We start from the raw sequence: 21,012 nt of genomic DNA, 5'->3' as shown, positions 1-21,012 counted from the left end.
ACAACAACTGCTACGACGTAACGTGCGCCGCGGCAGGCTAACCTCGCCATATGGAATCCACTGACATCACCTTCCGCACCCGCAAATGGATCCGGCCGGAAGACCTGAACGCCAACGGCACCCTCTTCGGCGGAAGCCTGCTCAAATGGATCGACGAGGAAGCGGCAATCTACGCCATCCTCCAGCTTGGCAACGGGCGTGCGGTTACGAAGTACATCTCGGAGATCAACTTCGTGAGCTCCGCAGTGCAGGGAGACCTGGTGGAAATGGGCCTGACGGCCACCCGCTTCGGCCGGACGTCGCTGACCATGCGCGCCGAAGTCCGCAACATGATCACGCGCCAAAGCATCCTCACCATCGAAGAGATCGTCTTCGTGAACCTCAGCCCGGCCGGCAAGCCCGAGCCCCACGGCTACACCGAAATCACCTATGAGCGGGACCGGATTCCCACGCATCACCTGACGGAAACCCTCATTCAGGACTGACGACGGCGGGACGTGCCCCGCGCGGGCTGGGCGGGGCGGGTGAAACCCGGGCGGGCGTGCCGGCAGTCGGGGCGCCGGCCGTTTGCGATGGATCCCTGGGACGGACGGCATAAGATCGATAGCCGGACTCCATTGAAAGGACCCCCTTGGCCAAGCTCTACTTCCGCTACGGCGCCATGAACTCGGGAAAGTCCACCGGGCTCCTGCAGGCCGCCTTCAACTACGAGGAGCGGGGCCAGCGCGTCCTGCTCGCCAAGCCCGATGTGGACACCAAAGGCGATACCGACATTGTGTCCCGGTTGGGCATGACCCGGTCGGTAGACTTCCTGATTTCCGCCACCACGCCAGTGCGCGAGCTCTTCGCCGCCCATGCGGCCGGCGATGACCCGGATGCCCTGCTGGAGCACATGGACCAGAAGCCGGTGGCCTGCCTGCTGGTGGACGAGGCCCAGTTCCTGACCCCGGACCAGGTGGATGACCTGTTCCGCATCGCCGTCCTGGACAACGTGCCGGTACTCGCCTACGGCATCAGGACAGACTTCCTGACCCGGGCCTTCCCGGGGTCACGCCGGCTCATGGAGGTCGCCCACACTCTGGAGGAGCTCAAGACCATTTGCCGGTGCGGGCGCAAGGCCATCTTCAACACCCGGCGCGTTGGCAACAAGGTGGTGTTCGACGGCGACCAGGTGGCCATCGACGGCCAGGACGTCTGGTACGAGTCCTTGTGCGGTTCGTGCTACCTCGAGGAATCCGGCGGCCGACTGGGGTCGTGAGCCTGCACCCGCCACCTGTTCCCACAATCGGAACGGCAGGGCAACGCCGCCGAAACACCCCGCTGTGATCCTTGAGGCATGAAGCCCACTGCAAGGAACCCTGCCGCGGCTGATTTGAGCTGTGAAGTCTGCGGCCTGATGCCGGAACCCACCAAGACGCGCCTGACCTTGGCAAACGTGGCCGTTATGCTCCCGATCGAACTGCTGGTCCACGCCCTGGTGGTGGAAACGCACCTGCCGTACCTTGCCAAGGTGCTGGTCCTGACGCTCACGGCCACCGTGCTGGTGATCTGGGTGGCGGAGCCGTCCGCCGCCCGGATGCTCCGCGGCTGGCTGCACGCGCCGGCGCTCCGGCACCGCCGGAAGCTGGGCAGCGCACCGGCGTTGTGGCGGGCGCGGACGGTGCTCCAGGACCACCCGGGTTCGCTGCAGAAAATCACCCGGGCGCTGGCCCGACTGGACACCAACATCCTCAGCATCCACGTCCACCCCGTTGCCGGCGGCGTGCTGGACGAGTTTGTGCTCTCGGCGCCGGGAAACCTCAGTGAACGGCACCTGCTGGAGGCACTGCACGACGGCGGCGGCTCAAGTTCGCGGGTCTGGCCCACCACCGCGCTGGCCATGGCGGACGGCCAGACGAAGGCGCTGAGCCTGGCGGCGCGGATCGCCGATGCACCGGATGAACTGCCGCTGGCAGTGGCCGAACTGCTTCGCGCCCGCATCCTCACGCCTGCGGAAGCCGTCCTGGAAGCGGACGACGGCGGCACCCGCCTGAAGATCCCCACCGCCTGGCACGGACCCATCATCTTCGCCCGTCCCGGCGAACCGTTCACACCCGCCGAGTCAGCCCGCGCACACCGGCTCGCCGAGCTGGCCGAAATCCTAGCCCACCGGCGGGCGCCCGCATCTCCCATGTAAGTAGCAGCAGATGTCGTTCTGAGCCCTCAATACGACATCTGCTGTTACCTAGTTGGGCCGGTTACATCCGGATGGTCAGCGCGCCGGGCTCAATGGTCATCAGGACGTGCTTGCCGTCGCCTTCGTGGTCGCCGTCGAGCTGGTAGTCGTCGTTGTGTTCGAGCGTGATTTCCACGGATTTTCCCTGGTAGTACTCCACGGACGTGTCCTTGCCGCGGCCCTTGCCGATCATGCCGGCCACCACGGAGAACCATCCGAATTTCCCCCTCGGTGCCAGCACGGCCACGTCCAGCAGGCCGTCATCCATCTTGGCATCCGGGAAGATCTCCAGTCCGCCCTGGACCTTGCCGCAGTTGCCCACCATCACGCTGCGGACCCCGCGGTGCACTACTGACTTGCCGTCGAGGACGATGGTTGCCTTCACCGGCTTGCCGGGTAGGTTCCGGATGCCGGCGTCCACGTAAGCCAGCCAGCCCACCTTGTCCTTGAGGTCCTCGTTGGTGTCGGCCATGATGGTGGCGTCGTAGCCCACTCCGGCCATGACCAGGAAGACCTGCTCCTTGTCCGGATCATTGCGGGCGGCCCGGACCACGTCGATCTTCCGCTCCGTGCCCGCCAGGGCCCCTGCCATGGCGCCGTCAAAGTCGGTAACGTCCATGCCCAGGTTCCGGGCCAGGAGGTTGCCGGTGCCGAACGGAAGCAGCCCCATGGGCACGTCCCCGCCGGAAAGGACCTCGGCCACACACCGCACGGTGCCGTCGCCGCCGGCAGCAATGACGACGTCGGCCCCCTGCTTGAGTGCCTCCTTCGCCTGGCCGACGCCGGGGTCCTCCTTGGTGGTCTCCAGCCAGATGGGATCTCCCCAGCCGTTCTCCGAGCAATGCTTGGCCGCCAGGGCACGCACGTCGATGTCCACCGGCTTGGCAGGATTGATGATGATGGCCGGGCGCTTGAGGGAAGTGGAGCTGTTGGCTGTCATGGTGTCCTTCGCTGACATGGGAATGTGGGCCTGGGGGACAGCGTACTTCGTTAAAGTGCCTTCACCGCGCCCAGCACCTTGGCCAGGGAATCCTTGGCGTCGCCGAAGAGCAGGGAGGTCTGCGGCTCGTACAGGAGCTCGTTCTCGATTCCCGCGAACCCTGGCCGCATGGAGCGCTTCAGGAAGATCACCTGCCGGGCGTCGGCCACTTCCAGGATGGGCATGCCGTAGATCGGCGAGCCGGAGGACGTCTTCGCCGCCGGGTTCACCACGTCGTTGGCGCCCACGACTAAAGCGACGTCGGCCATCCGGAACTCGGAGTTGATCTCACCCATCTCCTTGAGCGATTCGTACGGCACGTTCGCCTCGGCCAGGAGCACGTTCATGTGCCCCGGCATGCGGCCCGCCACGGGATGGATGGCGAAGTCCACCTCGATGCCGCGGGCTTCGAGGGCCAGGGCCAGCTCGGCCGCGGTGTGCTGGCCCTGCGCCACCGCCAGGCCGTAGCCGGGGACAATGATCACGCGCTGCGCGTAGCCCAGGAGCACCGCCACGTCCTCCGCGCTGGAGGACCTGACGGGACGTTCACTCACGGCGGTGGATCCCGCCGTCGAACCTCCCTTGAAGGCGCCAAAGAGGATGCCGGCCACGCTGCGGCCCATCGCGGCCGCCATGGCCCGGGTGAGGATGGTACCGGAGGCGCCCACCAGCGTGCCGGCCACCACCAGCAGCACGTTGCCGAGCACCACGCCGGACGCCGCCACGGCCAGCCCGGTGAACGCGTTCAGCAGCGAGATGACAATGGGCACATCCGCACCGCCCACCGGCAGCACCAGCAGCGCACCGGCGGCCAGGCCCAGCACCATCAGCAGCACCGCGAGCGCCAGGGAACCGGTCAGGACAACGGCGACGGCGGTGCCCACGGCGGCGAGCAGCACCGCGGCCATCACCACGGGGAGGCCCGGAAAAACGATGGGACGGGTGGTCATGAGCTCCTGGAGTTTGGCGAAGGTGACCCCGGATCCGGCGAAGGACACGGCCCCAACCAGCAGGGTGAACACGATGGCGACGCGGACCCAGGGGTCGGCCGTGTGGCTGAGTTCCAGCAGCGCCACCAGGGCTGCGGCGCCGCCGCCCACGCCATTGAACAGGGCCACGAGCTGCGGCATCTGGGTCATCTGCACCCGCCGGGCCACCGGCGCGGCCACCGCGGACCCCACCGCGATGGCACCGATGATCCAGGGGATGTTGTCCAGCCGGGCCGAAACGAAAACCGTGACGACGGCGAGCAGGGCACCGAAGGCACCGATCAGGTTGCCGCGGCGGGCAGTCCGGGGCGAGCTCAGGCCCCGAAGGGCAAGGATGAAGAATACCGCGGCGGCGAGGTAAAGGAGCGAGGTCCAGACCGGATCGAGGAGGGTCACTTTGTTTCCTCCCCGCCGGTTGCTTCATTGAGCGGGGCTTCCTGGCGGACCACGTCTTTCCGGGCACGGAACATGTGCAGCATCCGGTCCGTCACCACAAAGCCGCCCACCAGGTTGGCGGTGGCCAGCACCACGGCGAGCAGCGCCACGGCCAGGATCCCCGGGTCCGCCGCCTGGCCGGCCACGATGATGGCGCCCACCAGGATGATGCCGTGGATGGCGTTGGCTCCGGACATCAGCGGCGTGTGCAGGGTGCTGGAGACCTTGGAAACCACTTCGAAGCCCACAAACACCGCCAGCACGGTGACCGTCAAGAGGCTCATGCCGTCCATCAGATTCCCCCCTCGTTCTGGACCCGATCGCCCTGGACCCGGGGCGCATGGTCGGGCAGGGCGGGGACAAGTGCCGCCAGGGCCTCGGCCGTGGGCAGGTGCCGCACCGCGCCGTCGTGCGTAAGGCACGCGCCGGCGATCACGTCGTCGTCGAAATCGGGGGCAACGGTGCCGTCCCGGACCATCAGGGCGAGCAGGTTGGCCACGTTCTTGGCATACAGGCGGGACGCGTCCTGCGCCATCGCGGACGGTGCGTCCTTCAGCCCCACCAGCGTGACGTGGCCCTGCCCGTCGGCGGTCGGAACCAGGATGTCCTCGCCGGGAACAGCGCCCTCCACGTTGCCGCCGGACTCCGCAGCGAGGTCGACGACGACGGAGCCGGGGCGCATTCCCTGCACCATCTGGCGGCTCACGAGGAGCGGTGCGCGCCTGCCCGGGACCGCCGCCGTCGTAATCAGGACATCCGCCATGGCGACGTGCGGGGCGAGGAGTTCACGCTGGAGGGCGCCGCGGTCGGCACTGAGTTCGCGGGCGTAGCCACCCGAAGCCTCCGCCGTTTCCAAATCCAGCTTGATGAACGTGCCGCCCATCGACGCGACCTCGTCAGCGGAGGCGGGCCGGATGTCGTTGGCGGAGACCCGGGCCCCCAGCCGTTTTGCGGTGCCGATGGCCTGCAGCCCGGCAACCCCGGCGCCCAGCACCAGCACACGGGCAGGCGGGACGGTGCCGGCGGCAGTCATGTACAGCGGAAAGAAACGCGGCAGCCGGATGGCGGCTTCAAGCACGCAGCGGTAGCCGGCCACCAGGGCCTGGGAGCTGAGCGCATCCATGGACTGGGCGCGCGAGATGCGGGGCACCAGTTCCAGGGCGAAGGCCGTGACGCCGGCCTCCACGAGCGCCTGCACGGTGGCGAGTTCGGACGACGGCGAGGCCATGCCAACGGTGACGGCGCCCCTCTTCAGGGCTGCCGCCGTCGAGGGTAACACCGGGCGAACGTGGACCAGGACGTTCAGTTCGCCGGGATCCAGGTCCTGGACGATGCGGGCGCCGGCGTCGGCGTAATCGTGGTCTGCGTAGCCGGCGGCGGCCCCTGCTCGTGCTTCGATCAGGACGTCCAGGCCAAGCCCCGCCAGCTGCTTGACCGTTTCCGGCGTGGCGGCCACACGCCGCTCACCCTCATGACGTTCCCGCGGTATGCCCAGTTTCAAACCGCCAACTCCCTTACGGACGTAGTTGGCTCGAGTCTATGACCCCTTGCGCGAACTGGCAGCTAATTCCCTCAGATTCGCGTTTTGAGGGCATTTGCTGCCCGTTCGCGCGACTGCCTGCCGCGGCCAGCTTCGGGCGTTTAGCGCCGGGCGGTCAGGTCCGCCGAGACGAGCTTCGCGGTAGCCACGATTTCCCGGGCCACGGCGGCCAGATACGCTTCCGGGTCCGGCTGGGCCGCCACCGATTGGGCCTGGAGGGACACGTTCACCGCGGCCACCACTTTGGTTGGCCCGTCGTACACGGGAGCGGCAACGGACATCAGCCCGATTTCAAGCTCCTGGTCCAGCAGGCACCAGCCCTGGGCGCGGACGGTGTCCAGCACCGCCAGCAGCTCGGGAACAGTGCCCAGGCCGCGCGGCGTCAGCGGTTTAATCTCCGCCGCTGTCAGGTACTCCTTCAGTCCGGCGGGCGGCAGGGCCGCGAGCAACACCCTGCCCATGGACGTGGCATAGGCCGGGAAGCGGGTGCCCACGGTAATGCCGACGTTCATGATGCGGCGCGTGGTCACCCTTGCGATGTAGGCGATGTCGGTGCCGTCCAGCACCGCCGCCGACGTGGATTCGCCCAGCTTGAGGGACAGCTCCTCCAGGTGGGGCTGGGCCAGCTGCGGCAGGGACAGCCCGCTGAGGTAGGCGTAGCCGAGCTGCAGGACCTTGGCCGTGAGCGCAAACGTCTTGCCGTCGGTCCTGACGTAGTCCAGCTCAACGAGGGTGTACAGGAAGCGCCGGGCCGTGGCTCTGGTCAGGTCCGTCCGGGCCGCCACCTCGGTGAGGGTCATGGCCGGGTGGTCGGTATCAAAGGCCCGGATCACGGCCAGCCCGCGCGCGAGCGACTGCACATACTGGTCACTCGCCTGCGGGGCGGCCCGTGAGTCTGCAGGTGCGTTGGTCATGGTTACCAATCCTATTCGGCGCGAAGGGACAGTTGTGGCCCTCCCGACCGGCCCTGGAAACGCCGGTCTCAGGGGCCCCAAGTGTCCCTTCGCGCCGGGGTGGGGTTAGAGCGCGACGGCGGCGGCCGCCTTAAGCGGGACGGGCACCAGTTCCTGGAGTTCCTCGAAGGTGCAGCCGAACGTCTCACGGACTGTGACGCCGTCGGGCCCGGTCAGGAAGACGGCCTTGTCCGTGTACACGCGCGTCACGCAGCCCACGCCGGTGAGCGGGTACGTGCACGCGTTCACGATCTTTGAGGCGCCCTCACGGGTCAGCAGCGTCATCATCACAAACACGTCCTTGGCGCCGGTGGCCAGGTCCATCGCCCCGCCCACGGCCGGGATGGCGTCCGGGGCGCCGGTGTGCCAGTTGGCGAGGTCACCGGTGGCCGAGACCTGGAACGCGCCGAGCACGCAGATGTCCAGGTGGCCGCCGCGCATGATCGCGAACGAATCCGCGTGGTGGAAATAGGACGCCCCCGGCAGTTCGGTGACCGGGATCTTGCCGGCGTTGATGAGGTCGCCGTCGATGTCGTCGCCGGCAGCCGCAGGACCCATGCCCAGCATGCCGTTCTCCGTGTGGAGCGTGATGTTCTGCTCCGGCTTGAGGTAGTTGGAGACCAGGGTGGGCTGGCCGATGCCGAGGTTCACGAACGAGCCGGGCGCGATGTCGCGGGCCACGAGTTCGGCGAGTTCGTTGCGGCCCAGGGGCTTTTCGCTGGCCTGCATGCTGGTTTGGCTGTTGGCTTGTGCGCTCATCTCAGGCCACCTTCACGATGCTGTTGACGTAGATTCCGGGGGTCACGACGTTCTCGGGGTCGAGCCCGCCGGTGGGGACGATCTCGGACACCTGGACCACCGTGTGCTTCGCGGCAGCAGCCATGATGGGGCCGAAGTTCCGGGCGGTCTTGCGGTAGACGAGGTTCCCGACGCCGTCCGCCTGGAGCGCCTTGATAAGGGCGACGTCGGCGTGGATCGGCGTTTCGAACACCTGGCCGCGGCCATCGATAATGCGGGTTTCCTTGCCCTCGGCCAGCATCGTGCCGTAGCCGGTGGGCGTGAAGAAGCCGCCGATGCCCGCTCCGGCGGCGCGGATCCGCTCGGCCAGGTTGCCCTGCGGGACCAGCTCCAGCTCGATCTCCCCGGCCTTGTACTTGGCATCGAAGTGCCAGGAATCGGACTGGCGCGGGAAGGAGCAGATCATCTTCCTGACCCGGCCTTCCTTGATCAGCAGCGCGAGGCCCTGGTCGCCCTGGCCGGCGTTGTTGTTCACCACGGTCAACTCCGTGGCGCCGGAATCCAGCAGGGCGTCAATCAGTTCGAACGGCTGCCCGGCGTTGCCGAACCCGCCGATCATCACGGTTGAGCCATCCTTGATGCCGGACACGGCCTCGTTGACGGAATCAACAAATGTCAGCATCTCTTATGCCTTTCCTGCGGTGACGTTTTCGAGGACCACGGCGAGGCCCTGGCCCACGCCGATGCAGATCGCGGCGACGCCCCAGCGCTCACCGGAGGCCTGCAGGGACCGGGCGAGGGTGCCGAGGATCCGGGTGCCGGACGCGCCGAGGGGGTGGCCCATGGCGAGCGCGCCGCCGTGCCGGTTCACGATGGTGGGATCGATGCCCCAGGCGTGGATGCAGGCCAGAGACTGCGCGGCGAACGCTTCGTTAAGTTCGACGGCGCCCACCTGGTCCCAGCCGATGCCCGCCTTCGCGAGGGCCTTGTTCGCGGCCTCCACCGGGGCGTAGCCGAAGAACTGCGGGTCGTTGCCGTGCGCGCCGCGACCGGCGATGCGGGCCAGCGGTTCGAGCCCGAGCAGCCCGGCGGCAGCTTCACTGCCGATCCAGGCCGCGGAGGCGCCGTCGGACAGCGGCGACGCGTTCCCCGCGGTGACGGTGCCGTTCTCTGTGCGGAACACGGTCTTCAGCCCGGCGAGTTTCTCGGCCGAGGAGCCGGCGCGGATCCCTTCGTCCCTTACCAGGTCGGTGCCAGGGACCGGGGCCACCAGGTTGTCGTAGAAGCCCTCGTCCCACGCGGCGGCGGACAGATTGTGGGAGTTCGCCGCGAACTCGTCCTGCTGCTCGCGGGTGACACCGTACTTTTCGCGCAGCCGCTCCGTGGCCTCGCCCAGGGAGATGGTCCACTCCTTGGGCATGGCCTTGTTGACCAGGCGCCAGCCCAGCGTGGTGGAGGCCAGGGTCATGTCCCCGGCCGGGTAGGGCTTCTCCGTCTTGGGCAGCACCCAGGGAGCGCGGGACATCGACTCGACGCCGCCCACCAGCATGAGCTCGGCGTCGCCCGCGTTGATCTGGCGGGAGGCGATAATCGCGGCATCCAGCGACGAACCGCAGAGCCGGTTCACCGTGGTCCCCGGGATGGAGACCGGCAGGCCGGCGAGCAGGGTGCCCATCCGGGCGATGTTGCGGTTCTCCTCGCCAGCGCCGTTGGCGTTGCCGAAGACAACCTCGTCGATCCGCTCCGGATCGAGGCCCGGGGCCCGCTTCACGGATTCGGTGATCACGTGCGCGGCGAGGTCGTCCGGGCGGACGGCCGCGAGACCCGAGCCGAACTTACCGAAAGGCGTGCGAACGGCGTCGTACACAAAAGCCTGGTTCATAACTTTTCCTCTAAGTTGTGTGCGTGGTTCCCAACTAGGTCGCAGTTGATGTCGTTTTGAGGGCTCATAACGACATCTGCTGCTACCTAGTTGGGAGGGTGGGGGTGCTAGTTGGGTGGGCCGGCGGCGTTGTCCATCTCGTGGAAAACCTGCTGGGCGGTCTTGAAGGCTGTGTTCGCGGACGGAACCCCGCAGTAGATGGCGGTCTGGAGCAGGATTTCCTTGATCTCATCCCTGCTCAGGCCGTTGGTGAGGGCCGCGCGGATATGCATGGCCAGCTCCTCCCAGTGCCCGTGCGCCACCATCGCGGTGATGGTCACGGCAGAGCGCATCTGCCGTGAGATGCCCGGGCGGGTCCAGATGCCACCCCACGCGATCCGCGTGATCATGTCCTGGAAATCCTCGGTGAACCCGTCCTTGTTGGCGTTGGCCCGGTCCACATGCGCTGCGCCCAGCACCTCGCGGCGGACCACCATGCCGCCGTCGTAAATCTCTTGGCTGGTGGCATCGGGCTGGACGACGCCGTTCCGTTCTCTCCGGTTCGGGGCTGCGCCGCTCACTTGGCTGCTCCCCGGGATTCAGTCCACGAGATGAGGTTCCGAAGCAGGTCGGCCACGTGCCCGGGTGCCTCGAACGGTGCCAGGTGTGCCACCCCGCTGAGCGTTACCGCGTTGGCGGTGCCACCGCCGGCGGTGATCCCTGCCGCAATTTCTTCGGCGAACGACGGCGGCGCAACAGTATCCTCCGCACCGGCCAGTGCCTGCGTGGGGACGCTGATGCTGCCGAGGTCCGCGCGGACGTCAAAGGACGCCAGCGCCTCGCAGCAGAAGGCGTAGCTGAAGCGGTCGGCGTCGCGCAGGGCGTGCAGGAGGCGGCTGCTCCGGTCCGGTTCGCGGTCCATAAAGCCTTCTGCGAACCAGCGCTGCGCAGAGCCCTGGATCATGACGGGGGTGCCCTGGGTGCGCACGGTTTCGGCACGCTCCAGCCATGCTTCCGGAGTGCCCAGCTTGGCACCGGAGCACTGGACCGAGAGGCTCTTGAGGCGTTCGCCGTGCTTGATCCCCAGCTGCAAGCCGGTGGCACCGCCGAGGGAGACCCCGGCACAGTGGAAGGCAGCCCCGGGCGCGATGGAGTCCACAAGGTCCACCACCGCGTCCGCGAGGTCGGCCACGTCAAAGGCTTCGGTGGCGGCGGGTGAGACGCCGTGGCCGGGCAGGTCCCAGGCCACCACGTCGTAGTCGTTGCCGAGCAGGGTGGCCGCGTCGGACCACAGGACGGAGGATGTGCCCAGCGACGGCCCCACCACCAGCAGGGGACGTTCGCCAAGGGCCCGTTCGGGTGAAAGCAGTACTGCCTTCAGGGTCGGTTTAGCCACGGTTGGCTCCGTTCTGGGTAGGTGCTGCAAAGTCGGGGTATGCGGCCAGGATGCGGCGCAAGATTTCAGCTGCCTGGCCCAGGTAGCCGGTCGGGTCAAGCAGCTCGTCGAGCCGCAGATCGGTGAGCACGCCCGCCGGGACGGCCTCGCGCAGCAGCCGCCGGTAGGTGGCCCCCTGCTCGGCAGCGGGCGCCGCAAGGGTCCGGTCCACCACTGCCTGCAGCTGCACCTTGCCGCTGCGGCCATCCGTTTCGGCCAGCAGCGGCGCGACGGCGGCGCCCACCCCTTCGGCCAGGAGCAGCGGCCCGGCAAGGTCCAGGTTGCGGCGCATGGCGTCGGGAAAAACCTGCAGGCCTTCGGCAAGCTCCCGGAGCTGTCCGGCCGCGCCGAGTGCCAGGCGGAGCAGCTGGCGCAGGGCCGGCCACTCCGTGTGCCAGGCGGCATCCGGGCGTTCGTCGTTGAAGTTGGCCGCAGCCAGGTGAAGCTGGGCCACCAGCTGCGGTGCCTGGAGGGCGGCGCTGCGGATGAGGACCGACAACACCGGGTTCTGCTTCTGCGGCATGGCCGAGGAGACGCCGCGGCCGGCGGCGCGCGGTTCGGCGAGTTCGGCCACCTCGGGCCGGCTCAGGAACAGGACGTCCGTGGCGATTTTGCCGGCTGCGTCCAGCACCGAGGCCAGAGAATTGCCGAGCGACGTGACGGCCAGCCGGTTCGTGTGCCAGGGCGCGGGCGCCGCGGCCAGGCCCAGTTGCCGGGCCAGTGAGTCGGCCAGCTCAAAGGGGCTGGTGGCCGAGCCGGACGTGAGCACGGTTCCGGCAGCCAGTGTTCCGGCCGCCCCGCCGAACTGCACCGGCAGCTCCACCTGCTCCAGCTGCCGTCCTGCGGCGGCCAACCCGTGGAACCATTGCGCTGCCCGCAGCCCAAACGTAAAGGGGAGGGAATGCTGGGTCAGGCTCCTGCCCACGCCCAGCGTGTCCGCATGCTTCTCCGACAAGATGGCGAGCGCCGCCGTCGTGCATTTCAGATCCGCCAGCACCGCCTCAACGGTGTTGCGCGCGAGCAGCATCAGGGCCGTGTCCAGCACGTCCTGGCTGGTCAGCGTGGTGTGGACCGCCTTTAAGGCACCCACACGGCCGGCATCGAGCGCGGTGACATGCTTGCGAAGATCGGCCAGCAGCGGGATGACGGGGTTGCCGCCGCCCTGGGCCCGGAGCGCGATGTCGGCTGCGTCGTAGCGTCCCGCCTCGGCTGCGGAGGCCACGACGGCGGCGGCACCTGCAGGCGCCAAGCCCGCCTTCTCCAGCACGGCGGCCCAGCCCGCCTCGACGGCGAGGATCGCCGCCAGTACCGCGCGGTCACCGGTCAGCACCGTCACCAGGGGCGACGCCGAGACAGGACTGAGCAGGCCGACGTCACCGTCGGCCACGCTTCCGAAGTGGCCGGTACCGTCCGTGCCGGCAGCGTCAGTCACTGGAAGTCCAGGAAGACTGTTTCGCCCTCGCCCTGCAGGCGGATGTCCCAGGTGAGTCCGCCGTCGGGATCGCGGCGGGCAATGAGCGTCTTGCGGCGCTCCGGGTCCAGGGAGCTGAGTAGCGCGTCCGTGGCGAGGGCTTCCCCGTTCTCCGGCAGGTATACGCGGGTGAACAGGCGATTCATCAGGCCGCGGGCAAACACGGCCACGGAGATGAAGGGTGCGGCCGCTGGTTTTCCGGGGACCTGCGCGGTGGGTCCCGGGTTCACTGTGGTGAAGGTGTACACGCCGGAGTGGCCCACGGAGGCGCGGCCCCAGCCGGTGAAGGTGTAGCCGTCGCGGACCAGGGACCCGGTACGCTGCACGATCCTGCCGTCGGCGTCGGGCTGCCAGATCTCCAGGATGGCGTCCGGGATGGTTTCCCCGGCACCGTCATACACGGTGCCCTGAAGGCGGATGGAGCCCGGCGATCCGGGCGCCAGGAGTTCGTTGTCCTTCACGAACGGCAGGGCATAGCCATAGAACGGGCCGACGGTCTGGCCGGGGGTGGGAACAAGCTGGGTGGGTGTGTTCACGTTATTCCTCGTCTCCTGCTGCGCCGAGCGCCTCGTTTTCGGTCCAGGTCCGCTTGGAGCCGGTGAGGACGATGTCCCAGTTGTAGCCCAGTGCCCACTCGGGTTCAGTGAGATTGTGGTCGTAGTTGGCCACGAGCCGGTCGCGGGCGTCCTGGTCCACGATGGACTGGTAGATGGGGTCGAGCGGGAAGAGCTGGTCGCCGGGGAAGTACATCTGCGTGACGATCCGCTGGGTGAACTCCGTGCCGAACATGGAGAAGTGGATGTGGGCCGGCCGCCAGGCATTGACGTGGTTCTTCCATGGGTAGGCGCCGGGCTTGATGGTGGTGAACCGGTACGAGCCGTCGGGGCCCGTGATGCAGCGGCCCACGCCGGTGAAGTTGGGGTCCAGCGGCGCCGGGTGCTGGTCACGCTTGTGGATGTAGCGGCCGGAAGCGTTGGCCTGCCAGATCTCCACGAGCTGCCCGGCCACGGGGCGGCCGTCGCCGTCCATGACCTTGCCGGCCACGATGATCCGCTCGCCCTGGGGTTCACCGTTGTGCTGGATGGTCAGGTCAGCTTCCAGGGCGTGCACGTCCTGGTGGCCGAACGCCGGCGAATACAGTTCGATGGTTTCCGGGTCCGCGTGGTGCAGGCTTTTGGTGGGGTGCCGCAGGATGCTGCTGCGGTAGGGGGCGTAGTCCAGCCGGGGCTGGGTCTCGGCCGTGGCGCCGTCCTTGAGCGCCCGCGCGTAGGCATCGGCCATGGCGTTAATCTCTGCACTGAGATCCTGCTGTGTCTCCACTGCGGCCTCCTTTTTCTTTGTTGCTGCTGGATGGTGGTGGTGCTTGTCTTACCGGTGCTGCAGGTGGTCGTACTGGACGGCGTGCCGCACGGGGGCGTTGGGGGCGCCGTAGCCGTCGTAGGCGCCGCGGCGTTCCACCATTTCGAAGAACACACTGCCCACGGTGGCCGTGTAGAAGTGGAGGAATTCGCCGTCGGCGTCCCGGTCGTACAGCAGGTTCAGCGCCTGCAGCGTGGCCAGGAAGTCCGGTGCCAGCCCGAAGCGTGCGTCCAGGTCCTCGTAGTAGTTCGCCGGGATCTGCAGGAACTCCAGGCCGCGGGCCCTGCAGTCCCTGGCGGTGGCCACCAGGTCATCCACCGCGAAGGCGATGTGCTCCTGGTAGGTCTTGCGCTGCTGGTTCAGCGGCGCCAGGTTCAGCACCAGCCGCACGGCGCGGTCCCCGGTGGCCATGACCTGCGAACGGACCAGTCCGGTGGGGCTGGGCACCTCAGCGAACGGCTGGGGCTCCAACGCCAGGGCGCTCGTGTAGAAAAGGACGGCCTCGTCGAAATGCTGCCACGGCTGCGCAAGGTTGACGTGGTCGATCACAGCGGCGGGGCCGGCGGCGGGATTTTCCAGCCCCTCCCCGAATTCACTGGTCCAGGCTGCTGTGCCGTCCGAGGTGCCCTGGCACAGGAAGATCTCGGTGGAGTCCGGGGCGGCAAAACCCTGGAACACTTCCTCGTTGGCCTGGCTCTTGCGCGGGACCGCGGGGGCCTTCAGCTGCTGGGCGCGGGCGGCGGCAATCACAGGGGAGGCAACGTCAAAGCCAAGGGCACCAATAGCAGGGGCGGCGATGGCGGGCGACGCATCAGCCGACGGATCGTGCCCGTCTGCCGGTGCCGCCTCGTTGATGATCACCCGGGCGTGGCCCAGGCTCCAGAGCTGCACGTCCTTGGTGCGGTGCCGGCCGTTGAACTCGAAGCCCAGCTGGCCCAGGACCGTTTCCAGTCCCTGGGTGTCCGCGGCCCTGACCTCGGCGAAGTTGTAGCCTGCCGGTTCGGCCACCTGCGGGAGCGTGGCCAGTTCCATGGGATAACGACGGCGGCCTGGGGCCTGGGTGCCGTCGGCGCCAGTCGCGCCGGTGGACGCAGCATCCAGCCACTTGGCGCTCTGTTCCTCCAGCCAGATGAGCGAGCGCATGGCGTCGACGGCGGTGCGTTCCACGTCCGATTGACGGAAGACGTCGTTGAAGATCTCCAGTGACACCGGGCCGCTGTACCCCGCCCGGACCACGTGGCCCATGAACTTGGCGAGCTCGAACTGGCCCTCGCCCGGGAACACCCGGTAGTGCCGGCTCCAGGAGAGGACGTCCATGGAGAGCTTGGGGGCGTCCGCCACCTGGACGAAGAAGATCTTTTCCGGGTTGAAGGCCTCGATGGGGGCGGTGTCCCAGTTGCGGGACAGGATGTGGAAGGAATCCAGGCAGGTGCCCAGGTTGGGGTGGTCCACGGCTTCCACCAGCTTGTGGGCGTGCTCGTAGTCGTTGACGTACTTGCCCCAGGCCAGGGCCTCGTAGGCCACCTTGACGCCATGGTCCCCGGCCAGCGCAGCCAGCTGGCCGAGCTGCTCCACCCGGAGGTCGTCGCTGTCAATGCTGGCGGTGGCCACATTGGAGCAGACCAGGACGGTGTCCATGCCCAGCCGCGCCATGAGCTTGAATTTGGCTTCGGCACGCCGGAGGTTGGCGACCAGGAGGTCTTCGGACACGCTGTCGAAGTCGCGGAACGGCTGGTAAAGATCCAGCGTGAGGCCAAGGTCGGCCGCCATCTTGCGGACGTCCTCGGGCGTGAGCGGCGACGTGACCAGATCCTGCTCGAAGATTTCGATCCCGTCAAAGCCGGCGATGGCGCAGGCCTGCATCTTTTCCTTGAGGGTGCCGGAGAGGCACACCGTAGCGATTCCGGTGCGCATCAGGCAGCCACCTCTTCCTTGGCCACGAGCTCCAGGAAATGGCTGCGCATGCGTTCCGCGTCGGCTTCCAGCCCGGTGAAGATCCGGAAGGAATCGGCCGCCTGCCCTACTGCCATGCGGCCACCGTCCAGTACCTCACAGCCTTTGGCGCGGGCGCCGCGGACCAGTTCCGTATCGATCGGGCGGTAGACGATGTCCGCCACCCAGTGCCGCGTTTCCAGCAGCTCCAGGTCCAGCGGGACGCCCGGGTGGGCGGCCATGCCCACGGGGGTGCAGTGCACCAGACCGTCGGCCAGCGGCATCAGCTGCGGCAGCTCCGCCGTCGTACGCGCCGTGACTGTGCTGCCCGGGAAGAGGCCGGCCAGCTCTACTGCGCGGGCCGCGCAGCGGGCGGGGTCCACGTCCACCAGGTCCAGCGCCTTCACGCCGGCGGTGAGCAGGGCGTAGGCGACGGCGGATCCGGCACCTCCCGCGCCCAGCTGGACGACGCGGTCCAGCCGCGCGCCAGGTAGGCCGGAGGCAAACGCGGCGGCGAAGCCGGAGAAGTCGGTGTTGTGGCCAATGAAGCGGCCGTCCTCGATGACCACCGTGTTGACGGCGCCGAGCCTCAGGGCGTCCGGTGAGACCTCGTCCAGGTGCGCCAGCACAAGCTGCTTGCACGGATGGGTGATGTTCAGGCCGTTGAAGCCCAGGCTGCGGGCGCTCCTGAGCAGATCCCCTACGGCATCGCCGGAAAGTCCGAGCTCCAGCAGGTCAATGGGGCGGTAGAGGTAGCGCAGGCCCTGCACATCGCCTTCGCGTTCGTGCATGGGGGGAGTGAGGGACGGCATTACGCCGTCGCCGACCAGTCCCACAAGGTAGGACTCAGTTCGATTGCTCATCCGGGCAGCTCCTTTGATACGGCACCCGGCGGGCGGCGGCGCTTGGGGCGGCCTCGGCGGGTCGGGTGATAGGGATTACAGTACAACACTTGTTCACTTCTCGCACGCATGTTCTACATACGAACATTTCAAGATTTTTTACCGTTGCGGCAAGCGCGCAGCCAGCTCCGCCGCGGCATCCTGCAGCAGGGGGACATGGGCCAGCAGGGCTTCCATGCTGAGGCGGAAGACGGGAACGGCGGTGGCCAGGGAGGCGAAGGCATGGCCCTGGGGATTGAGCAGCGGCACGGCCACGGCGCGCATGCCGTTCTCGTTTTCCTCGTCCATCACGGCATATCCCTGCCGGCGCACCTTCTCAATCTCGGCACGGAAGGCGCCCCGGTCCGTGATGGTGTGCTCGGTGAGGGGATCCAGCGCGAGCTCCTCGAGCAGCGCTTCACGCTCCGCGTCCTCAGCAAAAGCCACCAGCGCCTTGCCGACGGCCGTCGCGTGCAGGGCGCCCAGATGCCCGGGATCGCTGGTGACGCGGAAGGCCTGCGGGCCGTCCACCTTGTTGACCGTGAGGTGATGGTGGCCGTCGCGGACACTGAGGATGGTGGCCTCCCCGGTCTGCTCGGTCACGCGGCGCAGGACCGGCAGCGCGGTGCCGGCAAATCCGTGATGGTTGGAGACCCGCTGGCCCAGCTGGAAGATCCGCAGGCCCAGGTGGTAGCGGCGGCCGTCCGGCTCATAGTCCACAAATCCGTCCCGCGTCAGGGATCCCAGCAGGCGGTAGGTGGTACTGAAAGGGAGGTCGGCGCGGCGCGAGATCTCCGCGGCGCTGGCGCCACGCGGCTCGTCACCCAGGAGGACCAGCAGGCCCAGGGCCTTGCCCACCATGTCCGTACGGTCGCCCTTGGGCGTCTTTGGCTCAGCGGCAACGTCATCGGGCGCTGTGGTTTGATTCACACTCATACGTCGATGTTGCCACATCGTGGCAACTATTTCTAGATGGTGAGCATTTTCTTGACAAGTGACTGTGCTCACAGCCATCATTGCTGTATCGCACAAGTAGCTTCCACCATGTGGCTACTGCTCCGGGTCTTTCAACGGCCTCCAGCCGCACCGCACCAGCTCCACTCAGGCCGCTGCGGCTGCGGCCCTCCAGATCCATCCGCGACAATGTCGTCACATCTAAGGAACTTCATGAGCCAGACACTTCCGTCCGCCGGGCAGGGCACCGTTGCCCCGGCCGGGACGCCAAAGAAGGCAGCCCTCGCCAGCTTCCTGGGCAGCGCCGTCGAATACTACGACTTCTTCATCTTCGGTTCCGCCGCCGCCCTGATCTTCCCCACGGTGTTCTTCCCGGACGCCGGAGCCAACGCGGCCGTCATGTCCTTCGCCACCTTCGGCTTCGCCTATGTGGCACGGCCGGTGGGCGCCGTCATCCTGGGCCACTTCGGTGACCGCGTGGGCCGGCGGAAGGTCCTGATGTTCACGCTGCTGCTGATGGGCGCCTCGACGTTCCTGATCGGCTGCCTGCCCGACTTCAACACCGTGGGCTGGTGGGCTCCGGCCCTGCTGGTGCTGGCGCGGCTTTGCCAGGGCCTCTCCGCCGCCGGCGAGCAGGCCGGCGCATCCTCCATGACGCTGGAACACGCACCGGACAACCGCCGCTCCTTCTTCACTTCCTGGACCCTCACCGGCACCCAGGGCGGCCAGATCCTCGCCGCCCTCGTCTTCATCCCCGTCCTGGCACTCCCGGACGAGATCAAGTACGGCATCGGCTGGCGCGTCCCGTTCTGGCTCAGCGCCGTCGTCGTTCTTGTTGCGTTCTTTATCCGCCGCACGCTGCACGAGCCCCCGGCGTTCGAAGAAGCCCAGAAAACCGCCCAGATCTCCAAGCTGCCGGTCGCTGACCTCCTCAAGGGCCACTGGCGGGACGTCCTCCGCGTCATTGCGTGCGCCTTCATCGCCGCAGTATCCACGGTGTTCGGCACGCTCGCCATCAGTTACGCCAAGACCGTTGCCGGTGTTGACGGCACCACCACACTCTGGCTCGTCGTTGGCGCCAACCTGGTCGCTTTGGGCACCCAGCCGCTGTTCGGCATGCTGGCTGACAAGATCGGCCGCAAGCCGGTCTTCATCTACGGCGCAGTGGCCAGTGCGGTCCTCACCCCGGTGTTCCTGCTCAGCCTGGAGTCCGGCAGCGTTCCGCTGATGTTCCTCGCGGCGATCGGTTTCTTCTCCTGCGGCTACGCAGCCTCCAACGCCGTCTGGCCGTCCTTCTACGCCGAGATGTTCAGCACCAAGGTCCGCTTCTCCGGCCTGGCGATCGGCACACAGCTGGGCTTCCTCATGGCAGGATTCGCCCCGGCCATCGTGGCAGCCATGGGTGGCATCCGGCCCGGGGGCTGGGTTCAGATCAGCATCTTCACCGCCGTCATCTGCGGCATCTCGGCCATCTCCGCCCTGACGGCCAGGGAGACCTTCAACGTCCCCACCAAGCAGCTCGGCCTGAAGTAGGGTTCCTCGGCGGGCGGCGGGTTGGGTGCCCAGTGTGAACTGGGCGCCTACGGCCGGCCGGTCTCCAGCACCGACGCCAGGTCAAAGTTCACCGGCTCCTCCAGCTGGGCGTAAGTGCACGACTCGGGGTCCCGGTCGGGCCGCCAGCGGTTGAACTGGGCGGTGTGGCGGAAGCGCTCACCCTCCATGTGGTCGTACCTGACCTCCACCACCAGTTCGGGCCGGAGTGGCACAAAGGACAGGTCCTTGCCGGCGCTCCACCGGCTGCCTTCCGCATTGCGGGGGGTCCGTTCGCCGTCCGCCTGCTTGGCCCAGGCCCAGGGGTGTCCATCGAAGTCCGTGACCAGCGTCTGGAGTTCCTTGAACAGCTCCTGCCGGCGCTTCATGGGGAAGGCGCCGATCACGCCCACGCTGGCCAGGCCGCCGTCGTCCTTGTACAGGCCCAGCAGCAACGAACCGATCGCGTCCGGTCCGCTCTTGTGCACGCGGTAGCCGGCCACCACACAATCGGCCGTACGTTCGTGCTTGACCTTGAACATCACGCGTTTGTCCGGCTGGTAGCTCCCCTCCAGCGGCTTGGCCACAATCCCGTCCAGGCCTGCACCTTCGAACTGCTGGAACCATTGCTCGGCGGCGGCCTTGTCCTGGGTCGCCGCCGTGAGGTGGACGGGAGCCTTGCTGCCCGCGAGCGCCTTTTCCAGCGCTGCCCGCCGTTCCGCGAAGGGCCGGCCGGTGTAGTCGTCGTCGCCCAGGGCCAGCAGGTCAAAGGCCACAAACTTGGCGGGGGTCTGTTCGGCGAGGAGCTTGACGCGGCTGGCGGCAGGATGGATGCGCTGCTGCAGGGCATCGAAATCGAGCCGGTCACCGGAGGCCCCCACCAGGACAATCTCGCCGTCCAGCACACAGCGGGGCGGCAGGTTTTCCTTCAGGGCTTCCACGAGCTCAGGAAAATACCTGGTCATGGGCTTTTCGTTGCGGCTGCCGATCTCCAGCTCATCGCCGTCGCGGAAAATGATGGACCGGAACCCGTCCCACTTGGGCTCATAGCTGAGGGCACCCCCTGCGGGGATACCACCGATTCCACTGACGGCCTTGGCGAGCATGGGCGGGACGGGAGGCATCACGGGAAGGTGCATAGTGCCCATTCTTGCCCGGGAGGCCCGCCGGCGGTAGGCCTGAACTGGCACGATGCCCAACTGAAGGCCGCAGCGGGGTTTGACATGCGGGATTCGCCGAATCCTGTAGTGCCGGCGGAAACGAATCGATCGCGGAGAACTAACCGGCTCCTAACGTTGAGGAAACCAGGGCGCAACATAGCCCAGCCACACTGGAAGTGCCGGCAAGCGCAGGCACCAGCTCCAGCCAGGAGGCCCCCCATGTTGAAGGAAGCCAAAGCCCATGTAACAAGAGTCCGCGCCCTGGACCAGCTCCACCGCGGCGATGAAATCGAGGCCCGCCTCTCCGTAGGCCCCAGCTACGACGACGTGGTCATCCGCCGTGGCCGTGTCCAGGAGACAGCACCGGGAATCGGCGTTGTCTGGATCATGGACCATCACACCGGCTCGCGGAAAGCGATCAATACGGACGAATGCAGCGTCTGGCGGATTGCCTGACCGAGTTTTGGGCCGCTGGCGCAGCACCACTTGCGGAACCTTGCACGCGCGAATCTTGTATTCCGGAGTCTTGCACGACGACGGCGGGCGCAGTCAGTCAGGACTGCCCGCCGGACCGCCCGAG

General features: G+C 67.5%; 22 protein-coding genes. 5 read left to right on the top strand and 17 right to left on the bottom strand.

All coding sequences use genetic code 11. The features are described 5' to 3' along the window. Positions 1-50 precede the first annotated feature (50 nt). The 3 genes from NFC73_RS09750 (at position 51) to NFC73_RS09740 (ending at position 2,176) form a co-directional block, all read left to right on the top strand. Positions 51-485 (top strand): acyl-CoA thioesterase, encoded by a 435-nt coding sequence (locus NFC73_RS09750; RefSeq protein WP_082575848.1) that lies wholly within the window; start codon positions 51-53, stop codon positions 483-485. A 146-nt stretch (positions 486-631) separates the two neighbouring features. Beyond that, positions 632-1,258 (top strand): thymidine kinase, encoded by a 627-nt coding sequence (locus tag NFC73_RS09745; RefSeq protein WP_254749693.1) that lies wholly within the window; start codon positions 632-634, stop codon positions 1,256-1,258. A gap of 78 nt (positions 1,259-1,336) precedes the next feature. Beyond that, entirely contained in the window at positions 1,337-2,176 is an 840-nt protein-coding gene (locus tag NFC73_RS09740) for an ACT domain-containing protein (RefSeq protein WP_254749691.1), read from the top strand. A 61-nt stretch (positions 2,177-2,237) separates the two neighbouring features. On the opposite strand, the gene NFC73_RS09735 is transcribed toward NFC73_RS09740, so the two are convergent. From NFC73_RS09735 to NFC73_RS09660, 16 genes are all read right to left on the bottom strand, one after another. Beyond that, complete coding sequence (locus NFC73_RS09735; RefSeq protein WP_254749689.1) at positions 2,238-3,155, bottom strand: diacylglycerol/lipid kinase family protein; 918 nt, start codon at positions 3,153-3,155, stop codon at positions 2,238-2,240. A 50-nt stretch (positions 3,156-3,205) separates the two neighbouring features. After that, positions 3,206-4,579, bottom strand: a complete 1,374-nt coding sequence (locus NFC73_RS09730; protein WP_254749687.1) for an NAD(P)(+) transhydrogenase (Re/Si-specific) subunit beta — start codon at positions 4,577-4,579, stop codon at positions 3,206-3,208. Continuing rightward, positions 4,576-4,911 carry an NAD(P) transhydrogenase subunit alpha part 2 gene (locus NFC73_RS09725; protein ID WP_254749685.1) on the bottom strand — a complete coding sequence of 112 codons (336 nt, stop codon included), beginning with the start codon at positions 4,909-4,911 and terminating at the stop codon, positions 4,576-4,578. The genes NFC73_RS09730 and NFC73_RS09725 overlap by 4 nt, the downstream gene beginning before the upstream one ends. After that, positions 4,911-6,119, bottom strand: coding sequence for a Re/Si-specific NAD(P)(+) transhydrogenase subunit alpha (locus NFC73_RS09720; RefSeq protein WP_254749683.1), 1,209 nt, complete (start codon positions 6,117-6,119; stop codon positions 4,911-4,913). Before NFC73_RS09720 ends, NFC73_RS09725 begins: the two co-directional genes overlap by 1 nt. A 140-nt stretch (positions 6,120-6,259) precedes the next feature. After that, complete coding sequence (locus NFC73_RS09715) at positions 6,260-7,072, bottom strand: IclR family transcriptional regulator domain-containing protein (RefSeq protein ID WP_254749680.1); 813 nt, start codon at positions 7,070-7,072, stop codon at positions 6,260-6,262. A 105-nt stretch (positions 7,073-7,177) separates the two neighbouring features. After that, entirely contained in the window at positions 7,178-7,870 is a 693-nt protein-coding gene (locus NFC73_RS09710) for a 3-oxoacid CoA-transferase subunit B (protein WP_254749678.1), read from the bottom strand. A gap of 1 nt (position 7,871) precedes the next feature. Then, on the bottom strand, positions 7,872-8,531 hold the full coding sequence (locus NFC73_RS09705; protein WP_254749676.1) for a 3-oxoacid CoA-transferase subunit A: 660 nt from the start codon (positions 8,529-8,531) through the stop codon (positions 7,872-7,874). Positions 8,532-8,534: 3 nt separating this feature from the next. Continuing rightward, positions 8,535-9,731: a thiolase family protein gene (locus tag NFC73_RS09700; RefSeq protein WP_254749674.1), complete on the bottom strand. Its 1,197-nt coding sequence runs from the start codon at positions 9,729-9,731 to the stop codon at positions 8,535-8,537. A 107-nt stretch (positions 9,732-9,838) separates the two neighbouring features. Next, the gene (gene pcaC, locus NFC73_RS09695) at positions 9,839-10,291 is read right to left on the bottom strand and encodes a 4-carboxymuconolactone decarboxylase (RefSeq protein WP_254749672.1); all 453 of its coding nucleotides are present in this window, start codon (positions 10,289-10,291) and stop codon (positions 9,839-9,841) included. After that, a complete protein-coding gene (locus NFC73_RS09690) occupies positions 10,288-11,106 on the bottom strand; it encodes an alpha/beta fold hydrolase (RefSeq protein ID WP_254749670.1) in 819 nt (272 codons plus the stop codon). Before NFC73_RS09690 ends, pcaC begins: the two co-directional genes overlap by 4 nt. Next, positions 11,099-12,532, bottom strand: a complete 1,434-nt coding sequence (locus NFC73_RS09685) for a lyase family protein (RefSeq protein WP_254749883.1) — start codon at positions 12,530-12,532, stop codon at positions 11,099-11,101. The genes NFC73_RS09690 and NFC73_RS09685 overlap by 8 nt, the downstream gene beginning before the upstream one ends. Positions 12,533-12,573: 41 nt before the next feature. After that, positions 12,574-13,152 (bottom strand): protocatechuate 3,4-dioxygenase subunit alpha, encoded by a 579-nt coding sequence (gene pcaG / locus NFC73_RS09680; RefSeq protein WP_254749668.1) that lies wholly within the window; start codon positions 13,150-13,152, stop codon positions 12,574-12,576. A gap of 1 nt (position 13,153) precedes the next feature. Next, positions 13,154-13,936 carry a protocatechuate 3,4-dioxygenase subunit beta gene (gene pcaH / locus NFC73_RS09675; protein WP_254749666.1) on the bottom strand — a complete coding sequence of 261 codons (783 nt, stop codon included), beginning with the start codon at positions 13,934-13,936 and terminating at the stop codon, positions 13,154-13,156. A gap of 48 nt (positions 13,937-13,984) precedes the next feature. After that, positions 13,985-15,889: a bifunctional sugar phosphate isomerase/epimerase/4-hydroxyphenylpyruvate dioxygenase family protein gene (locus tag NFC73_RS09670; RefSeq protein WP_254749664.1), complete on the bottom strand. Its 1,905-nt coding sequence runs from the start codon at positions 15,887-15,889 to the stop codon at positions 13,985-13,987. Next, complete coding sequence (locus tag NFC73_RS09665) at positions 15,889-16,770, bottom strand: shikimate dehydrogenase (protein ID WP_254749662.1); 882 nt, start codon at positions 16,768-16,770, stop codon at positions 15,889-15,891. Before NFC73_RS09665 ends, NFC73_RS09670 begins: the two co-directional genes overlap by 1 nt. A gap of 138 nt (positions 16,771-16,908) precedes the next feature. Further along, complete coding sequence (locus NFC73_RS09660) at positions 16,909-17,724, bottom strand: IclR family transcriptional regulator (protein WP_254749660.1); 816 nt, start codon at positions 17,722-17,724, stop codon at positions 16,909-16,911. Positions 17,725-17,955: 231 nt separating this feature from the next. Here NFC73_RS09660 and NFC73_RS09655 point away from each other — a divergent pair, with 231 nt between their 5' ends. Further along, positions 17,956-19,275, top strand: coding sequence for an MFS transporter (locus NFC73_RS09655; protein WP_254749658.1), 1,320 nt, complete (start codon positions 17,956-17,958; stop codon positions 19,273-19,275). Between the two features lie 47 nt (positions 19,276-19,322). On the opposite strand, the gene NFC73_RS09650 is transcribed toward NFC73_RS09655, so the two are convergent. Next, positions 19,323-20,411 carry an ATP-dependent DNA ligase gene (locus tag NFC73_RS09650; RefSeq protein ID WP_254749656.1) on the bottom strand — a complete coding sequence of 363 codons (1,089 nt, stop codon included), beginning with the start codon at positions 20,409-20,411 and terminating at the stop codon, positions 19,323-19,325. Between the two features lie 240 nt (positions 20,412-20,651). Here NFC73_RS09650 and NFC73_RS09645 point away from each other — a divergent pair, with 240 nt between their 5' ends. After that, positions 20,652-20,888: a hypothetical protein gene (locus NFC73_RS09645; protein ID WP_056341782.1), complete on the top strand. Its 237-nt coding sequence runs from the start codon at positions 20,652-20,654 to the stop codon at positions 20,886-20,888. Positions 20,889-21,012: the final 124 nt, after the last annotated feature.

The sequence above is a fragment of the Pseudarthrobacter humi genome (assembly GCF_024294965.1).
Classification (GTDB): Bacteria; Actinomycetota; Actinomycetes; order Actinomycetales; family Micrococcaceae; genus Arthrobacter; species Arthrobacter humi.
The sequence above is the reverse complement of the archived record's forward strand: the minus strand, read 5'-3'. Positions and strand labels throughout refer to the sequence as shown.

Coding starts and splice junctions, on each gene's coding strand:
- NFC73_RS09750 (WP_082575848.1), top strand. CDS start 51: ATGGAATCCACTGACATCACCTTCCGCACCCGCAAATGGATCCGGCCG.
- NFC73_RS09740 (WP_254749691.1), top strand. CDS start 1,337: ATGAAGCCCACTGCAAGGAACCCTGCCGCGGCTGATTTGAGCTGTGAA.
- NFC73_RS09735 (WP_254749689.1), bottom strand. CDS start 3,155: ATGACAGCCAACAGCTCCACTTCCCTCAAGCGCCCGGCCATCATCATC.
- NFC73_RS09725 (WP_254749685.1), bottom strand. CDS start 4,911: ATGGACGGCATGAGCCTCTTGACGGTCACCGTGCTGGCGGTGTTTGTG.
- NFC73_RS09715 (WP_254749680.1), bottom strand. CDS start 7,072: ATGACCAACGCACCTGCAGACTCACGGGCCGCCCCGCAGGCGAGTGAC.
- NFC73_RS09710 (WP_254749678.1), bottom strand. CDS start 7,870: ATGAGCGCACAAGCCAACAGCCAAACCAGCATGCAGGCCAGCGAAAAG.
- NFC73_RS09705 (WP_254749676.1), bottom strand. CDS start 8,531: ATGCTGACATTTGTTGATTCCGTCAACGAGGCCGTGTCCGGCATCAAG.
- NFC73_RS09700 (WP_254749674.1), bottom strand. CDS start 9,731: ATGAACCAGGCTTTTGTGTACGACGCCGTTCGCACGCCTTTCGGTAAG.
- NFC73_RS09670 (WP_254749664.1), bottom strand. CDS start 15,889: ATGCGCACCGGAATCGCTACGGTGTGCCTCTCCGGCACCCTCAAGGAA.
- NFC73_RS09665 (WP_254749662.1), bottom strand. CDS start 16,770: ATGAGCAATCGAACTGAGTCCTACCTTGTGGGACTGGTCGGCGACGGC.
- NFC73_RS09660 (WP_254749660.1), bottom strand. CDS start 17,724: ATGAGTGTGAATCAAACCACAGCGCCCGATGACGTTGCCGCTGAGCCA.
- NFC73_RS09655 (WP_254749658.1), top strand. CDS start 17,956: ATGAGCCAGACACTTCCGTCCGCCGGGCAGGGCACCGTTGCCCCGGCC.
- NFC73_RS09650 (WP_254749656.1), bottom strand. CDS start 20,411: ATGCACCTTCCCGTGATGCCTCCCGTCCCGCCCATGCTCGCCAAGGCC.
- NFC73_RS09645 (WP_056341782.1), top strand. CDS start 20,652: ATGTTGAAGGAAGCCAAAGCCCATGTAACAAGAGTCCGCGCCCTGGAC.